This is a genomic window from Bradyrhizobium sp. CCBAU 53338 (assembly GCF_015291665.1).
Lineage (GTDB): Bacteria > Pseudomonadota > Alphaproteobacteria > Rhizobiales > Xanthobacteraceae > Bradyrhizobium.
This window is the reverse complement of record NZ_CP030048.1, coordinates 3,493,793-3,510,036: the sequence shown is the minus strand read 5'-3', so window position 1 is coordinate 3,510,036 and position 16,244 is coordinate 3,493,793. Positions and strand designations below refer to the sequence as shown.

At 63.4% G+C, this 16,244-nt stretch carries 18 protein-coding genes; 9 read left to right on the top strand and 9 right to left on the bottom strand.

Features of this window, described 5'->3' with window-relative positions:
• Nucleotides 1–43 precede the first annotated feature (43 nt).
• From XH90_RS16385 to XH90_RS16370, 4 genes are all read left to right on the top strand, one after another.
• Nucleotides 44–1,369, top strand: a complete 1,326-nt coding sequence (locus tag XH90_RS16385; protein ID WP_194482407.1) for an LLM class flavin-dependent oxidoreductase — start codon at nucleotides 44–46, stop codon at nucleotides 1,367–1,369.
• Nucleotides 1,370–1,493: 124 nt separating this feature from the next.
• Nucleotides 1,494–1,661 (top strand): 50S ribosomal protein L33, encoded by a 168-nt coding sequence (gene rpmG / locus XH90_RS16380; RefSeq protein ID WP_057756569.1) that lies wholly within the window; start codon nucleotides 1,494–1,496, stop codon nucleotides 1,659–1,661.
• Between the two features lie 338 nt (nucleotides 1,662–1,999).
• Nucleotides 2,000–2,245: a DUF3551 domain-containing protein gene (locus XH90_RS16375; RefSeq protein ID WP_194482406.1), complete on the top strand. Its 246-nt coding sequence runs from the start codon at nucleotides 2,000–2,002 to the stop codon at nucleotides 2,243–2,245.
• Nucleotides 2,176–2,508 carry a DUF3551 domain-containing protein gene (locus XH90_RS16370; RefSeq protein ID WP_371748353.1) on the top strand — a complete coding sequence of 111 codons (333 nt, stop codon included), beginning with the start codon at nucleotides 2,176–2,178 and terminating at the stop codon, nucleotides 2,506–2,508. Before XH90_RS16375 ends, XH90_RS16370 begins: the two co-directional genes overlap by 70 nt.
• Before the next feature lie 102 nt (nucleotides 2,509–2,610).
• Here the strand turns inward: XH90_RS16370 and XH90_RS16365 are convergent, their stop codons facing one another.
• The 4 genes from XH90_RS16365 to XH90_RS16350 all read right to left on the bottom strand — a co-directional run bounded on the left by XH90_RS16365 (nucleotide 2,611) and on the right by XH90_RS16350 (nucleotide 7,429).
• A complete protein-coding gene (locus XH90_RS16365) occupies nucleotides 2,611–4,467 on the bottom strand; it encodes a caspase family protein (RefSeq protein ID WP_194482405.1) in 1,857 nt (618 codons plus the stop codon).
• Between the two features lie 298 nt (nucleotides 4,468–4,765).
• On the bottom strand, nucleotides 4,766–5,422 hold the full coding sequence (locus XH90_RS16360) for a hypothetical protein (protein WP_194482404.1): 657 nt from the start codon (nucleotides 5,420–5,422) through the stop codon (nucleotides 4,766–4,768).
• 72 nt (nucleotides 5,423–5,494) lie between these two features.
• Complete coding sequence (locus XH90_RS16355; RefSeq protein ID WP_194482403.1) at nucleotides 5,495–6,034, bottom strand: Crp/Fnr family transcriptional regulator; 540 nt, start codon at nucleotides 6,032–6,034, stop codon at nucleotides 5,495–5,497.
• A gap of 156 nt (nucleotides 6,035–6,190) precedes the next feature.
• Nucleotides 6,191–7,429, bottom strand: a complete 1,239-nt coding sequence (locus tag XH90_RS16350) for an MFS transporter (protein WP_194482402.1) — start codon at nucleotides 7,427–7,429, stop codon at nucleotides 6,191–6,193.
• Between the two features lie 155 nt (nucleotides 7,430–7,584).
• Here XH90_RS16350 and XH90_RS16345 point away from each other — a divergent pair, with 155 nt between their 5' ends.
• Entirely contained in the window at nucleotides 7,585–8,172 is a 588-nt protein-coding gene (locus tag XH90_RS16345) for a TetR/AcrR family transcriptional regulator (RefSeq protein WP_194482401.1), read from the top strand.
• A gap of 184 nt (nucleotides 8,173–8,356) precedes the next feature.
• On the opposite strand, the gene XH90_RS16340 is transcribed toward XH90_RS16345, so the two are convergent.
• Nucleotides 8,357–9,730: a PleD family two-component system response regulator gene (locus tag XH90_RS16340; protein ID WP_194482400.1), complete on the bottom strand. Its 1,374-nt coding sequence runs from the start codon at nucleotides 9,728–9,730 to the stop codon at nucleotides 8,357–8,359.
• Nucleotides 9,731–9,744: 14 nt separating this feature from the next.
• Nucleotides 9,745–10,110, bottom strand: a complete 366-nt coding sequence (locus tag XH90_RS16335) for a response regulator (protein WP_008566616.1) — start codon at nucleotides 10,108–10,110, stop codon at nucleotides 9,745–9,747.
• A gap of 214 nt (nucleotides 10,111–10,324) precedes the next feature.
• Between XH90_RS16335 and XH90_RS16330 the strand changes: the two genes are divergently transcribed.
• The 3 genes from XH90_RS16330 to XH90_RS16320 are packed head-to-tail and all read left to right on the top strand — an operon-like array spanning nucleotide 10,325 to nucleotide 12,387.
• Nucleotides 10,325–10,636, top strand: a complete 312-nt coding sequence (locus XH90_RS16330) for a DUF3572 domain-containing protein (RefSeq protein ID WP_194482399.1) — start codon at nucleotides 10,325–10,327, stop codon at nucleotides 10,634–10,636.
• Nucleotides 10,633–11,937, top strand: a complete 1,305-nt coding sequence (locus XH90_RS16325; RefSeq protein ID WP_194482398.1) for a DNA polymerase IV — start codon at nucleotides 10,633–10,635, stop codon at nucleotides 11,935–11,937. Before XH90_RS16330 ends, XH90_RS16325 begins: the two co-directional genes overlap by 4 nt.
• Nucleotides 11,938–11,961: 24 nt before the next feature.
• Nucleotides 11,962–12,387, top strand: coding sequence for an ACT domain-containing protein (locus XH90_RS16320; RefSeq protein ID WP_194482397.1), 426 nt, complete (start codon nucleotides 11,962–11,964; stop codon nucleotides 12,385–12,387).
• 50 nt (nucleotides 12,388–12,437) lie between these two features.
• On the opposite strand, the gene XH90_RS16315 is transcribed toward XH90_RS16320, so the two are convergent.
• From XH90_RS16315 to XH90_RS16305, 3 genes are all read right to left on the bottom strand, one after another.
• A complete protein-coding gene (locus XH90_RS16315; protein ID WP_194475735.1) occupies nucleotides 12,438–14,045 on the bottom strand; it encodes an IS1182 family transposase in 1,608 nt (535 codons plus the stop codon).
• Between the two features lie 153 nt (nucleotides 14,046–14,198).
• Nucleotides 14,199–14,600 (bottom strand): RidA family protein, encoded by a 402-nt coding sequence (locus XH90_RS16310; protein ID WP_194482396.1) that lies wholly within the window; start codon nucleotides 14,598–14,600, stop codon nucleotides 14,199–14,201.
• Between the two features lie 71 nt (nucleotides 14,601–14,671).
• Entirely contained in the window at nucleotides 14,672–15,517 is an 846-nt protein-coding gene (locus XH90_RS16305) for a cell envelope integrity EipB family protein (protein WP_194482395.1), read from the bottom strand.
• A gap of 259 nt (nucleotides 15,518–15,776) precedes the next feature.
• On the opposite strand from XH90_RS16305, the gene XH90_RS16300 reads away from it, so the two are divergent.
• The gene (locus tag XH90_RS16300) at nucleotides 15,777–16,244 is read left to right on the top strand and encodes a RidA family protein (protein ID WP_194482394.1); all 468 of its coding nucleotides are present in this window, start codon (nucleotides 15,777–15,779) and stop codon (nucleotides 16,242–16,244) included.

Here is a 16,244-nt window from a genome sequence, read left to right as displayed (position 1 = left end):
TATGTCTTTGGCCAACGAACACCAGAACGGGATTTTGGGCGCGATGGCACAACGGCAACTCAAGCTTGGCGCGTTCATGCGCCCGATCAGCATCCACACCGGCGCCTGGCGCTATCCCGGCGCCTGGCCCGACGCCAACTTCAACTTCGGCCACATCAAGCAGCTGATCCGGAAGCTCGAGGCCGGCAAGTTCGATGCCTTCTTCATGGCCGATCACCTCGCCGTGCTGAACATGCCGGTCAACGCGCTCAAGCGCAGCCACACCGTGACCTCGTTCGAGCCGTTCACGCTCCTGTCGGCGCTGTCAGCCGTCACCGAGCGGATCGGCCTGATCGCGACGGGATCGACCACCTTCGACGAGCCCTACCACGTCGCCCGCCGCTTCGCCTCGCTCGACCATCTCAGCGGCGGCCGCGCCGGCTGGAACATCGTCACCACCTCGAATCCCGACGCGGCGCTGAACTTCGGCCTCGACGATCACATGGAGCACGCCGAGCGCTACAAGCGCGCCCGCGAGTTCTACGACGTCGTCACGGGCTTGTGGGATTCCTTCGCCGACGACGCCTTCGTGCGCGACGTCGAGAGCGGGCTTTTCTTCGAGCCGTCGAAGATGCATGTGCTCGACCACGTCGGCAAATATCTGAAGGTGCGCGGCCCCCTCAACATCGCCCGCCCCGTGCAGGGCTGGCCCTTGATCGTGCAGGCCGGCGCATCGGAGGACGGCCAGCAGCTCGCGGCCGAGACGGCGGAGGCCGTCTTCACCGGCGGCGGCAGCCTCGCCGACGGGCAGAAACTCTATGCCGACATCAAGGGCCGGATGGAGAAGATCGGCCGCGACCCTGAACACCTCAAGATCCTGCCCGGCGCCTTCGTCGTGGTCGGCGACAGTGTCGATGAGGCCAAGGAGAAGCGCGCGCTGCTCGACAGCCGCGTGCACTATGAGAGCGCCATCGCCTCGCTCTCTGTCGTGCTCGGCACTGACGCTTCCGGCTTCGATCCGGACGGACTGCTGCCTGACATCCCCGAGACCAATGCCAGCAAGAGCGGCCGCCAGCGCATGGTCGATCTCGCGAGGCGCGACAAGCTCACCGTGCGCCAGTTGGCCCAGCGCGTCGGCGGCTATGGCGGGCTGTCCTTCGTCGGCACCGCGAAGACCATCGCCGACCAGATGGAGGAATGGCTGGTCGGGCGCGGCTCCGACGGCTTCAACATCATGTTCCCGTTCGTCCCTGCGGGCCTCGACGATTTCGTCGACAAGGTCGTGCCGGAGCTGCAGCGGCGCGGGATTTTCCGGAAAGAGTATGAAGGAGCCACTTTGAGGGAGAATCTGGGCCTTCCCCGGCCGAAAAACCGCTTCTTCGAGGCGTAAAGGGCCCGATTTGAGTGGTTTTCGGGGTGTAAAACCTTGACATCAGGCGGTTTCTGGCTAGGTTGCCGGCCAACGCGGGCCATTTGGCCGGCTCCAGATTCCCCAATATTCTGAGGTTCAGAACATGGCCAAAGCGGTCACCATCAAGGTCAAGCTCGTGTCCTCGGCCGACACCGGCTTCTACTACGTCGCCAAGAAGAATTCGCGCACCATGACCGACAAGCTGGTCAAGAAGAAGTACGACCCGGTCGCGCGCAAGCACGTCGAATTCAAGGAAGCCAAGATCAAGTGAGATCGCGGACAAGCTGAAGACTTTTGCGGGGCCCTTTCGGGCCCCGTTTTCGTTCGGTCCCCAGTCCCGGACGCTCAACGGGCCGTCAGCCTCGTGAAATCCTGGCGTGGTTGGACGAAGCAGCCTCACTGCTTTTTGTTGCGAGGCTGCTTCGCATCATCGTCCACCATTCATGAATCGCAGAGGGAGCCGGGCCATCGCGGCCAAGCAATCCGGAAAGCCCTTTCCGGCTGCGCTCTGGCAGCCGCCGCGTTTGCCGCTTGGGGAACAATTCTTGAGCGATAGTCAGCGACGGGTTATCCTGCCAGACCCCAGCTTGTCCGGCGCCGTCGGCTGACATGACGGAGGATCGCATGCGCTTCGCCCTACTGCTCGTCCTTACACTCATCGGGTTTGCTCCCGCAGCGCACGCCGAGCGCGACTATCCCTGGTGCGTCTTTGGCGGAGGGCTCGGCGCTCCCGGCGAGTGCATGTATTCGACACGAGAACAGTGCCTGGCCTCGGCGTCCGGGCGATGGAACACCTATTGCGACATAAATCCGCGCGTCAGGTTCAAGCAGCCGGCGCCGCGAAGGACACACTGATGATGATGCGCGCGCTTCCCTGTCTCCTCATCCTGTGGATCACCATGTCCGCGCCCACTCCGGCGGCAGCTCAGCGCTTCGGCGGAAATTATCCGGTGTGCCTTCAGAGGTGGGAATGGGGCGGCGTCACCTGGATTTCGTGCGACTATCGTTCATGGGAAGAGTGTCGAGCGAGCGCTGCGGGCCTTTCCGCCATGTGCCTGCAAAACCCTTACGTGCCGCAGCTGCCGCCTCATCCGGACCGCAACCCGCGTCGGCGATAGGTGCGACTGCGGAGGCCATGAAGGACGATTTGACCGTAGCCGCTGGCTTCGAGCCAACCGGCAATGTCGTGCCGTAGTTTCGCGCAAAGCATTTGCGGCCGCTCAATCGCAGACTTCGCTATTAACGTTGGTACCGCTCCACCAATGTGTTTGTGCAATACGGCAGCCGGACCGGACGGGACGGCAGCCCGCATTGTTGCAAACCATTTGACCGGATCCGGAAGGCTTCGTTGGTGCTGCTTCAATCTGCTTTCGCTGCTGGTCTCGCTTTATCGTATCGTCGCGGGTAGCAACCGGCTTCTTTCCTGAATCTTTCTCGCATTCATTGTCGTCATTGACGCGATAGCCAGCCCGGCATGTAATCTTCGTACAGCGGTCGCCATCGGCCCTGAACCCGTGATCGCAAACCAACGGACAGACCCGACCCGGCTTCATCTTGACGGCATCGAGCGCATCGGCGCTGGCCGTCTTGACGTCGAGTTTCATCCCGGCGTGCTTGTTGAAGAGATCGAGCGACCGCTGCGCGGCTGCGTTCCAGTTGCCGTCGACTGCACCGGTGTTGCAGCCGACGCGGCGAAGTTCTGCCTGAAGCGCGCGCGGAAGATCAGCCTCAGCCGCAAGATCCGGTTTGTCGGCAGGCGGGGTCAGCGCGGCGAGCTTGTCTTCCCTGGCCTTTTGCTCGATCGCCAGTTGCTCGTCTCTGGCCTTTTGATCGGCAACCAGCTTCGCCTCTCGCGTGACATTGGCCGCTTCAAGCGCCCTGACGCGTTCAGCCTCCTGGGCCTGCGCCTTGGCGGCTTCGGCAGCCTTGACACGTTCGGCTTCGGCGAGCTTGGCGTCCTCGGCCTTCTTGGCCGCTTCCGCCGCGATCCGTGCCCGTTCGGCGGCTTTGGCCTGCTCTGCGGCCTTGGCCTGCTCCGAAGCTTTGGCGCCCTCCGCAGCGAGCCGGGCCTGCTCTTCGCGCGCGGCCTTGGCCTTGTTGGTGGCTTCGATCTGCGCCGCTTCCGCCGCGAGCTTGTCGCGCTGAGCCTTCGCAAGCGAAGTGAAGAATCCGGTCGGGTATTGTTCGATGAAAGCGTCCCACGCCGGTTTTGTGCCGACCTGCAAGGCGAACTCATAGTCACGCCGCATGGTCGCGCTCTGGTCAATCGGGGCCGCTGCGGCAGGCGCGGCAACCACAGGCTTTGCCGGAGCGGCGGCGACAAGGGGAACGTCATCACCGCCAAGCGACGTGTAGGTGTACGGTTCCTGCGTGTTGTTGGTCGCCTTCAGAACGTCGTCGCGGACATAGCGGAATGCTCTTTGCAGATCGAGGCCCGGTTTGGCGAGGTGCTCCACCAGCGCCGTTGCAAAGGGGCTGTTCTTGCCGGTGCCGTCGGATGCCGTCGATCCGGCCTTGGCGGCGAACGCGATCACGGTATTCGGGCTCGTCGGTTCGACCTTGGCGAGACCCCGGCCGACCGCGCGCGAGGCCATCGTCCGCTTCATGTTCTTCGCAAAGGGATTGTCGCGGCAGGCGTCGAGGATGATCAGCCGCAATTGCCTGGCCGCTTCGACCGCGACCAGCACGCGGTCGAGCGACAGCGTCTCGTCCAGGACGTCGGTGTCCGTCTCGAGCGTGGCGTCGATCGGGATGAGATAATTGGTGCCGTCCAGCTCGATGCCGTGGCCGGCATAATAGACGACGGCGACGTCCGCATCGCGGCTGGCATTGCCGAAATCACGCAACGACTTGCGCATTTCGCTGATGGTCACGTTGAGCTTGGACTCAACGGAATCGAACCCGGCTGCCTTGAACATCGCCGCAACGGCGGCCGCGTCATTGACGGGATTACCGAGCTTGGCGACGTTGCGGTAGGTCGAATTGCCGATGACGAGCGCGACGCGCTTGTCCGCCAACGCTGGTGTCGTCGGCAGAACGAGCCAGACCGACACGAAAAGGCCAACCAGGAAGCGCATCCCCAAAATTCCAAATCGCCAATAAAAACCGACCCTAACATTGAGTCTGGCGATCACAATGCGCAAGAAGTCGCGCAAGTTGCGTGATGTACATCACGGTTCGGCCTGGTGAACCATCGTGCCGAGTAAATTCGTGTGATGAACTGACGCCCGCCGACGCCGTCCGCAACATCGGACCTGAGCGGCTCGGGGATGGTCAAGCCACCAGGACCGCAGATACGAAACGGTCCTCACGCGCTGGCGACCCACGGACCTGTGGGCCGATATCCCGCACAGGTTCAATGTTGAAAACGCGCCTTCAATGAACGAACTGGCCTTCTGCCATCATCAGGTGATGCAGCTGATGGTGGCTGCCCTGCACCATGATTCCCATGAAGCCGAGCGCCTTCAGCTTGATCAGGGGCTGCGCTTCGCTCGCTGTCACAGTGAGAGTGACGCCATCCGGCAAATCGTCGCTCTTTGCATTCCAGCCCATCTCGCGCAACTCGGTCACGTGCGCAGGAACCATCCGCTTGATCGCCGGCAGCACACGGCCTTCGCCGGTTACCTTGATTTCAATACCGTTGTTCACGTCGCGCTGGGTAGCGATGGCATGTAGGGTCACCTCGTTCATATCGATGAGGTGCTGCCTCAACATCTCGATGTTGACCTTCGACCAATCCGTCTTCGGATCAGCTTGCAGCATTTGAACGATCTCCTGGATCGCACCGAAAGCATCTTGCCCCGAGCTGGTCGGAATACTTGTTGGGCCAGCTTGCGCGCCGTGCATCATGCCATGGTTGCCGGCGCCGCCGCGCTGCATCATCTGCTGATGCATCTGGTCCATCGTTCCACCCTGCTGCATGTGGCCATGCATGCCCATCGCGCCGTCCGGCGGCATCTGGGCAAAGGCGTACGCGGTGGCAGCAAGGATCGCCGATACGGTGATGGCCGCTTTCCGGGGAAATTTCGTCATGAGGACCTCTTCGACTGCGTGCGCCCCTTTTTGCTTTTTAACAGCCACGCCCCTACAAGCATATGATCTCAATCATATGCTTGAAGCGATAGTGATCTTCGACCCCCTACGCTTGATTTCGCCTGAATGCTCGAGCTTCGCCAGCGTCCGATAGAGGGCCTCGTGGGTTAGACCAAGTTCACCGGCAAGGTCCTTCAAGGTGCCGGGCAACTCGACCGTACGACCGTCTGCGCCGGCGTTGAGCACGAGAAAGTGCCGGACGCGGTCCGCTGCCGAACGGATATTGCGCTGCTCGATGCGGGTGCGCAGGTTCATCACCTGATGGGCCAAGGTCGCCGAGAACGCCTGACTAGCCTTCGGGTTTGCTTCGAACGCGGCCAACACTTCGCGCTTCGGATACAGCCGCACAATTGCGTCAGTGCTTGCGATTGCATCGCAATGATACTGTCTTGAAAACAATGACGCCTCGGCCAAAGTCTCCCCGGGATCAGCCACGTGCAACACGACTTCGCGGCCGGAGCGATCGGTCCGCGTGAGCCGAACGCGTCCCGCCAGGACTTCCAGAAGTCCCTCGGTCCTGTCGCCGCATCGAAACAGCGCCTCGCCTGCCATCAGCCTGCGGTCGACCGCGGCTGCTCGCACGGCGGCAGGTAGCCAATTGTCGACAGACCTTACAGTCATTGCATGAGCCCACCCGGAGCTTGGGCTATCATAACCCGCGAGGGTTACGAGACAAATGGCTGCATCTGGTCGTCGCGATCGGCCCGCCTACGCCGTCCGCAACACCGGCGCCGGCGGTTGCGAAGGCCTGATCAGTGCGAACGCGACCTGGACGATGCCGCCGGCAAGGCCGAGCGCGACGCCGATGCGCCAGGCCATGGTGTAGGAACCGAGCGCGTCGTAGATCAGCCCTCCCCCGTAGGCGCCGAGGAAGCTGCCGATCTGGTGGCTCATGAAGGCGAGACCCTGGATCATCGCCTGCCAGCGCAGGCCGAACATCTCGGCGACGGCGCCTGCGACCAGCGGGCCGACGCCCATCCAGAGGAAGCCCATGATGGCGCCGAACAATAGCGTCGAGAACGGCGTTGCCGGCAGCATGAAGTACCAGGCGAGCGCCAGCGAGCGCAGCACATAGATGCCGCCGAGCAGCGCGAGCTTGTTCCAGCGCTGGCCGGCCCAGCCGAAGAACAGCGAGCCGAGCACATTGAAGCCGCCGATCATGCCGAGCGTCTGCGCGCTGAGCATCGGGTCGAGGCCGCAGATCGCCAGGTACGACGGCAGATGCGTGGTGAGGAACACGAGCTGCATGCCGCAAACGAGATAGGCGCAGGTCATCACCACGAAGGAGGCATTGCCGAACGCCGACCTGGCGACGGACGCGGGCGTGGCATCGCCGATCTCGTCTGCGGCGGGCTTTGGCAGCGGCACCTTGTCGACGCGGCCGGCATACAAGGCGGCCGGGATCATCAGCGCCGACATGATGCCGAAGCCGGCAAGGCCGATGCGCCAGCCAAAGCCCTCGTTGAGCACCTGCCCGATCGGCGCCGACAGCAGCGCGCCGAGCGAACCTGCGCCGGAGACGAGGCCGAGCACGGTCGAGCGTACCGTCGCCGGCACTGCGCGCGCGGCCACCGACATCGCGATCGCGTTCGCCGTGCAGGCGAGCGAGGTACCGATCAGCACGCCGGCGCCGATCATGATGCCGGCGAGACCGTTCGCGGTCGTCATCAAGGCAAGGCCCGCGATGTACATCAGCGCGCCTGCGACCATGATGGGACGGAAGCCGAAGCGCACCGTCATCGCGCCGGCGAGCGGCTGCAGAAAGCCCCAGGCGAGATTCTGCACGGCGAGCGCCAGCGTGAAATCCGACACCGAGAGGTGGATGTCGTGCGTCAGCGACTGCATGAAGATGCCGAGCGACTGCCGCAGCCCCATGCTCAGCGTCAGCATGATCGAGGCGCCGATCAGGATCGGCAATGTCGGGCGCAGGATCTGAAACAGGGGCATTGTTGTCTCCCTCTTGGGCGCGGGGCCCGCGCCGGCATCCGCAAGATCAGTCGATTTTGGTTACACAGACCTGTGTAATTAGTCTATAGGTAGCGGGCGCTGTCAAGGCGCTTGTTACACAGGTCTGTGTTATGCCGTCCGCCGAAAAGTCTGACATGAAGGAACGGATCCTCGGGACCGCCGACAAGCTGTTCTATCTGCAAGGCATTCGCGCCGTCGGCGTCGACACCATCGCGGCCGAGATCGGCATCTCCAAGCGCACGCTCTACAACCACTTCCCATCCAAGGACGCACTGATCGCGGCTTATCTGGAACGCCGCTTCGTCCACGCGCGCCCCTCGGACAAGCCGTCGGCCGAGCAGATTCTCGGCACCTTCGATTCGCTGGAGCGGCGCTTTGCTGCAAAGGATTTTCGCGGCTGCCCGTTCGTGAATGCGGTCGCCGAACTCGGCCCCTCCGACCGCGCCGTGAAGAAGATCGCCGTCGCCTTCAAGGAAAGCCGCCGCCTCTGGTTTCGCGAGCGGCTGAACGAGCTGGGTGTTGCGGATGCCGATGCGCTCGCAACGCAGCTGGTGCTGCTTGTCGATGGTTCGATCGCTCAGGATTTGGTGCGTGACGATCCGGCGATGGCGCGTGCGGCGAAGGAAGCGGCGAAGGTGTTGCTGCGGAATGCGGGGGTGGATGTGGAGGGTGACGCGGCGAAGCCTGTGCTTATGAAGGGCAAGCGCGCGCCGCAATCATGACTGTCGCCGCACTTCTCGGTGTCATCACCCGCGAAAGCGGGTGATCCAGTATCCCAGAGACGGTGAGGTTCGAGCCGAGACGCCGCGGCGTACTGGATTCCCCGCTTTCGCGGGGAATGACAGCGGAGTTTAGGGAACGGTTATGGCCCCAAGCCCCACGTTGGAGCCAGTTGCGCGAGCAGCCTCACGCCGCCTGCGACACCACGCGATTGCGGCCATCGTGCTTGGCGCGATAGAGCGCGGTGTCGGCGCGCTTGAGCACGTCGGCGACCGCCTCGCCCTTCTGCTCCAGCGTGGTCAGCCCGATCGAGATCGTGACCTCGATGCGCTTGGTGCCCTTGTGGACGGCGAACGGCTCGCCCGCGATCGAGCGGCGCAGGCGCTCGGCAACCATGCCGGCGACATGGAGATCCGTCTCCGGCATCACGATGACGAACTCCTCGCCGCCGTAGCGGCAGGCGAGGTCGATGCCGCGGATCGACTTGCGCACGCGCACCGCGAATTCGCGCAGCACGTCGTCGCCGGCATCGTGGCCATAATTGTCGTTGATCGACTTGAAATAGTCGATGTCGAGGATCATCAGCGCCAGCGGCTTGCCGCGGGTGGAGGCCTGCTCCGCGAGCGTCGCCAGATGGCTCTCCATGTAGCGGCGATTGTGCAGGCCGGTGAGCGCGTCGGTGATCGCCATCTCGATCGAGTTCTGCACGTTGTCGCGCAGATGATCGGTGTAGCGGCGGCGCCGGATCTGCGTGCGGGCGCGCGCCAACAGCTCGGTCTTGTCGATCGGGCGCAGCAGATAGTCGTTGACGCCGATCTCGAGACCGCGCAGCAGCCGCGTGGAGTTCTCCGCTTCGGCGATCGCGAGGATCGGCACGTGGCGGGTGCGCTCCAGCGAGCGCGCCTGGCTGCAAAGCCTGAGGCCATCGAAATTGTTCAGGTCGAGCGAGACGATCAGCAGATCGTAGTTGCCCTCGGCCGCATGGAACAGCGCTTCGGTCGGGTTGGGCTCGACGTCGACGGTGTGCTCGGCGGCGAGGATCGTGGCCAGCCGCTCATAGGAGGACTCGCGGTCGTCGACCAGCAGGATGCGGCCTCCCTTGCCGGTGTCGGCGACCGCGCTGCGCTCGGGCGCCTGCATGCCGATCTCGAGCGAGGTGATGGCGCGCATGCGCAGCTCGTCGGTCATCATCTTCAGCCGCGTCAGCGAGCGCACGCGCGCGATCAGCACGATGTCGGAGACGGGTTTCGTCAGAAAATCGTCGGCACCGGCTTCGAGGCCGCGATTGCGGTCGGCGGGGCTGTCGAGCGCGGTGACCATCACGACGGGAATGTGGTGCGTGGCCGGGTCGGTCTTGATACGGCGGCAGACTTCGAAGCCGTCCATGTCGGGCATCATCACGTCGAGCAGGATGATGTCGCATTCGGCGCGGCGGGCCAGCGCCAGCGCCTCGGTGCCGTTCGAGGCGGTCATCACATCGAAATATTCGGCCGAGAGACGGGCCTCCAGCAGCTTGACGTTGGCAGGAACGTCGTCGACCACAAGGATACGCGCGGACACTGTGAACTCACTTCCTATCCGATGAAACGCCGGACCGTCTCTATGAATTTGCCGACCGAGATCGGCTTGGACAAATAGGCTTCGCAGCCGCCCTCGCGGATGCGCTCTTCATCGCCCTTCATGGCGAACGCCGTGACCGCGACGACGGGAATGGCGCGCAGCTCCGGATCGTCCTTGATCCAGCGAGTCACCTCGAGCCCCGAGACCTGCGGCAACTGAATATCCATCAGCACGAGGTCAGGCCGCATCTTGCGCACGAGGTCGAGCGCCTCGTAGCCGTTGCTGGTGCCCGAGGTCTGGTAGCCGTGCGCCTCCAACAGGTCGCGGAAGAGCTTCATGTTGAGCTCGTTGTCTTCCACGATCAGGACGGTCTTAGCCATAGCGCCTCAGACGCCGCTCTCCGGCGCTTCGAAAACTGGATTCAAACTAGCCTCAGATTCGCTCTAGTTTCGTTAAACCCGAGGGGCCACTTTCAGCGATGTGGTTTCCAGTTGCTTGTCCGGGCCAGCAAGACTCAAGCCCAAGACTCAGTCTCGAGACTCGGGCATAGTCCAAAGTAGACACCGAAAGTTAACGGAAAGGCAAACCGGGCCGTTGAAAAAGCCTGTTCACAACCCTCGCGAAGTCGCTGAAATCGTTGCGATTCAGGCGCTATCCTTCGTTGCCGGCGACCCTGAAAGGCTGGGCCTGTTCCTGGCTGAGACAGGGGTCGGCCCCGAGACGCTCCGGAACGCCGCCTCGGACCCGAATTTCCTGCTCAGCGTGCTCGATTTCGTGCTGCGCGATGACGACACCGTGAAGGCGTTTGCCAAGGCCACGGAGTTGCACCCGACCAACGTTGCCGCAGCGCGGCAGGTGCTGGGCGATGCGCTCGGCGACCGGACCTGGGAGCGCGACGTGCCGTGAGCACCCCGGAGGCGGCCGGTCCCCGCTGCTTCTGCCGGGATTGTCTGGCCGATCTGGATGTCGGCGCAAAGAACCCGGGCGGGCGACGCTGTTCCGCCTGCGGCTCCCCTCGCCTCGTCCGCCACCACGCGCTCGCCGGGCTCACCATCGCCCATATCGACTGCGACGCCTTCTATGCGACGGTCGAGAAGCGCGACAATCCTGACATCGCCGACAAGCCCGTCATCATCGGCGGGGGCAAACGGGGCGTGGTGTCGGCGGCCTGCTACATCGCGCGCACCTATGGCGTGCGCTCGGCGATGCCGATGTTCAAGGCACTGGAGGCCTGCCCGCATGCGACCGTGATCCGGCCCGACATGGCGAAGTATGTGCGCGTCGGCCGCGAGGTGCGACAGGCCATGCAGGCGCTGACGCCGCTTGTCGAACCGCTCTCGATCGACGAAGCCTTCCTTGATCTCTCCGGCACCGAGCGGGTGCATGGCATGATCCCGGCAAAAGTGCTGGCGCGCTTTGCCCGCGACGTCGAGCGCGAGATCGGCATCTCCGTTTCAGTCGGCCTCTCCTGCAACAAGTTCCTTGCAAAGATCGCCTCCGATCTCGACAAGCCCCGCGGCTTCGCCGCACTCGACCAGGAGGAAGCGCTGACGATGCTGGCCTCGAAGCCGGTCGGCTTCATCTTCGGTGTTGGACCGGCCACGCAGGAGCGCCTGATGCAACGCGGCTTCCGCATCATCGCCGACCTGCAAAAGGCCGACGAGATCGAGATGATGCGGCAGTTTCCGAGCGACGGTCGCAGGCTGTGGCGCCTTGCGCGCGGCATCGACGATCGCCGCGTCGAGGCCGACCGCGGCGCCAAGACGATTTCGAGCGAGACCACGTTCGAGACCGACATCCGCGATTTCGCGTCACTGGAGAAAATCCTGTGGCGGCTGTGCGAGAAGACATCGACTAGGCTCAAGAGCGGCGAGCTGGCCGGCTCGACCGTCACGCTAAAACTGAAGACCGCCGATTTCCGCCAGCGCACGCGGTCGCAGTCGATCGCAGCGCCGACGCAGCTTGCCGCGAAGATCTTCTCGATCTGCCGCGAGATGCTGGCGAAAGAAATCGACGGCACTGCCTTCCGCCTGATGGGCGCCGGCGTGAGCGCATTACGCGAAGGCTCCCCCGCCGACGACACCGACATGCTCGACCGCCGCGCAGCGCATGCGGAGCGTGCCGTGGACAGTCTGCGCAAGAAATTCGGCAATGCCGCCGTGATCCGCGGCATCGCGTATGAGGGACCTGAGAAGGCGCAGGAGTGAGGAATTTCGCGAGAGGTAACGACCATGCCAGCCGAACGCGATCTCACCGCGCTGCTGAAGAACGTGAAGGCCGAGATGCAACCGAGCATCTTCGTGTTCTGCACGATCGCGACGGATGCGCGGATTCCGGCAGCGCTCAAACCGCTGCTGACGTTCCGCGAGCAGGAAGGAACGACGCTGGTCGTTCCGCGTGAAGAGGCTGAGGCGGCAGGACTCAACCACGCATTCGCCTCGCGCCTGATCACGTTGAAGGTCCACTCCGCACTCGACGCCGTGGGATTCCTGGCGGCGATTACCGCGCGTCTCGCTGCAGCCGGCATCAGCGTCAACGCCGTGTCAGCCTTCCATCACGACCACCTTTTCGTGCCCGTAGACCGGGCAGACGAAGCGATGGCGTTGCTGGTGGGGATATCGCCCTTGCCCCCTTCGAAAAATGCCAGCTTGGCATAGTGCCACTGTTTTGCCCGACGAGGCTGGGCAAGAATTGGGCGTTGGCGGCTTCAGACTGGAACGAAGCGGCCAATTGGGAGCGGCGGCCGGATATTGGTCCAAAGTGCCTCTGGAGTGACCTGGATGTGCTGCAGGAGGGCTGCGAGGATACCTCGGCAAATGACAAGCGTCTTTGCGAGCGCAGCCAGGAACCCGTCAAATCCAAGGATGTTGAGCGCACGGGTGAAATTGTAGCAGAGCGCCATCAGGCTCCATTCGCCGCGGACCTTGTCGAAGCCGCGGACCAGAAAATGACGATAGCCGGCACGGCATTTGAGCGTGCCAAACGGATGCTCGACAATCCCCGAACGACGGCGCATCAGCTCGCCCGCGCCCTGCATCCGTGCGCGGTGGCGTTCGAGAACATCTTCATGCTCCCAGCGACCAATGGTGCGGTAGGTGGTGGTTGGTGAGAGACAGCGGACCTTGAGCGGGCAGCTCCTGCAGGTCACTCCGCGGGCCGCGTAGCGGATCTCGACGCGGCCACTGACGTTCTTTTGCCTGCTCTTGAACGGATGCAGCAGCTGGCCCGCGGGACAGCGGTAGGCGTCGATTGCGCCGTCATAGTTGAAGTCCTTGAGCGCGAAGCGGCCTTGCTTCTCGAGCCGCGCGTTAGCTTCGGGCAGCGGCACATAGGCGATGATGCCCTCGTCCTCGCAGGCCTTCAGTTCGACACTGCTGTAATAGCCCTCATCGGCCAGCGCCTGCAGTGTCTCGGCTCCAAGGGCCTCTTTGGCCGCCTTGGCCATCGCAGAGAGCTGTCGAACATCACTGCTGTCGTTGACCACCTCACTCGCGACAATGAGCTTGTGCTTGTCGTCAACCGCGGTCTGCACATTGTAGCCTGCAATGCCCTGACCGTTCTTGACCAGAAGCCGGGCATCCGGATCCGTCAGCGACATTTGTGTCTCGCCACTCTCTTCCAGCCGAGCCACATCGGCCTCGGCACGCGAACGCTTCGCCATCAACGCCGCGACCTTCGCACCGATATCGCCGCCATCTCCTCGGCCATCACCGCCCGCGCGATCCGTCCCCGGCTTCTTGGCCTCTGTTGCATCATTGTCTTCAAGAGACTTGCGGTAAGCCTCGATCTCCTGGTCCAGCCTTGCGATCTGCTCGCCAAGCCGCCTGCGCGTGAAGATGGAAGCCTTGCTGGCGTCGCCCTGGAACAGGGAACCATCAATCGCTACGATCGTGCCGCCGACAAGCCCAAGCTCCCGAGCCAGCAGCACGAAGCTCCGGTTCGTGGCCTTCAGCGCCTTCCAGTTCTCCTTGCGGAAGTTGGCAATCGTCCGATAACCCGGCTTCAGCCCCTTCAGCAGCCAGATCAGCTCCAGATTGCGGCCAGCTTCCCGCTCTAGCCGGCGCGACGACCTGACCTGGTTGATGTAGCCGTAAAGATAGAGCTTCAGCAGATCGGCAGGATCGTACGGCGGCTGCCCGACTTCTTCCGCGCCACGATCCGCGTGGCCGAAGCCAAGCTTTGCAAGATCGAGCGCGCAAACGAAGCCATCGATCGCTCGCACCGGATTGTCCGGCCCGACATAGTCCTCAATCCGCGCTGGCAGAAGACTGGGTTGCTCCCGGCTCTCGCCGGTCTTAAATGTGCGATTCGCCATAAGACGAATCCTACATCAACTCTCAAAAAATCCCGTTCTTGCCCAGCCTCGACGCGTCAAATGAAATTCGTGAAATACGAAATTGACGTCTACCCTTCGAACGCGCCTCTACTGTGCATGGGGTTGTTTTCGGTGTTTTGTGGCGAGGCCACCTCAATCCGCGACCGCGATGGCCTCGATCTCGATCAGCCATTCCGGCGCGGCGAGCGCGGAGACGCCGACGAGGGTCGAGGCCGGCGGCTCCATGCCTTCGAAGAAGACCGAGCGGGCCTTGCCGATGATCGGGCGCAGCTCCGGCTTGTAGCCGACGACGAAGGTCGTGATCTTGACGATGTTGGCGTAGGTGGCGCCGGCCGCCTTCAGGGCGTGGCCGAGATTCTGCATCACTTGCGTGGTCTGCGCGGCGATATCGCCCTCGCCGACGATCCGCCCCTCTTCATCCACCGACACCTGGCCGGAGATGTAGATCGTTCGCGCTCCGGAGGCGGTGACGACGTGGGAATAAGCGGGATTGTGATGCAGGCCGCTGGGGCGGAGATGATCGAGCTTGGGCATGGGCTGGCTCCCGACGTTTGTGATTGGGAGCGAGCGTAGCGAAAGACGGCGCCGAGGACCAGCCGCGACGCTCAATTGCAGGGCTTGCTGTCCTTGACGTCGAACTTGCCCATCACGCCGGAGATCACAAAATCGTTGTAATCGAGCACGAGCTGGCGGGAGACGCCGTTCTCGTAGAGCTCGAACGACATCGCGTAAACAGGGGTCTGCTCGCCTTCCTTCTGCTGGACGTCGCGGTCGAAATAGCTGACGGTCACCGGCCAGCGCGTCAGCGATTTCATGTGCTCGTCCGACGTCGACGGATCGGGCGATGCGGTGCGGTCGGCGGGGATCGGCTGACCGATCACGGTCAGCGTGTTGTAGACCTTCTGGCCATCGTCGGAGCCGTCATAGACGGACAGCTCCAGCAGCGATTTGCCGTCCTTGGCGGCGGCAATGATGCGCCGGATCTGCTCGGTCGGAAACACGATCTTGCCGTCGAGGGTGAATTTCTTCGGCGCCGGCAATTTCAGCTTGACGTTGATGTGGTCGCCGTCGCGCTCCGCCGAACCGTCGACGAGGCCACTTTGGGTATCGTTCATCCGCGTCTCGATCTTGAAGCGGTAGCTTTTCGCCGCGGCATCCTCCCAGGAATTGGAGCGGAGATCACTCAGCGTGATCTTGCCCTCGCCGCTGTCGAGCTCGGAGACCTGGCGGAATTCGGAGGTGTAGCCCTCGCAGGAGCTTCCAGTGAAATTGTAGAGGATGCGGCCGCGCGCGCTGTTGATCGAGTTGGAGCGCGATTTGACCAGGCTCAGGTCGTACAGCGCCTGGTGCGCGAGGAACGGACCGCTGGCCGCCTGCGCCCCGCAGCCGGGGGCAAAAGCCGCCGCCGCGAGCGCCATCACACCGAGCGAAGTCCGGAAAAGGTGCACCATGTCTGTTCCTTGAGGATGCGTCCTAGGGAGAGCGCAGATTCGACATTTTAATGACCGTTCTATTGCGCCGCAACTGAGGCCGTTTCACGTAAAGTTGCGGCCCTCGCCGTGAACCGCCCGCCCCACCCCAACAAATCGAAGTCCCCGCCGGTTGCTTGCATGTGGCCGCACGATGGGCGAAACAGGGCGCCGCCCGGCGTCCCCAGGACGCGCCGGGGCAGATGAATTCTTGAACTGATTTTGGACAACGAGGTCGAACATGGCGGGCACGGTCGAGCAGAAACTGGCGGAACAGGGCATCAAGCTGCACGAGGCCCCCACCCCCGTGGCCAACTACGTGCCGTTCGTGCGCAGCGGCAATCTGCTGTTCGTCTCCGGCCAGGTCTGCTTCGATCCCGCAGGCAAGCTGATCGCCAAGGGCAAGCTCGGCGCCGGCGTCTCGCTCGAGGACGGCGCGGCGGCTGCACGCGGCTGTGCAGTCAACCTGCTCGCACAGGTCAAGGCGGCCATCGGCGACCTCGACAAGGTCACGCGCGTGGTGCGCCTCGGCGGCTTCATCAACTCGGCGCCTGACTTCCTGGACGGGCCGAAGGTGCTGAACGGCGCCTCCGACCTGATGGTCGCCGCCTTCGGTGACAAGGGCCGCCACGCCCGCACCACCGTCGGCGTCGCCTCGCTGCCCGCGGATGCGGCGGTCGAGGTCGAAGGCGTGTTCGAGGTCGCCTGA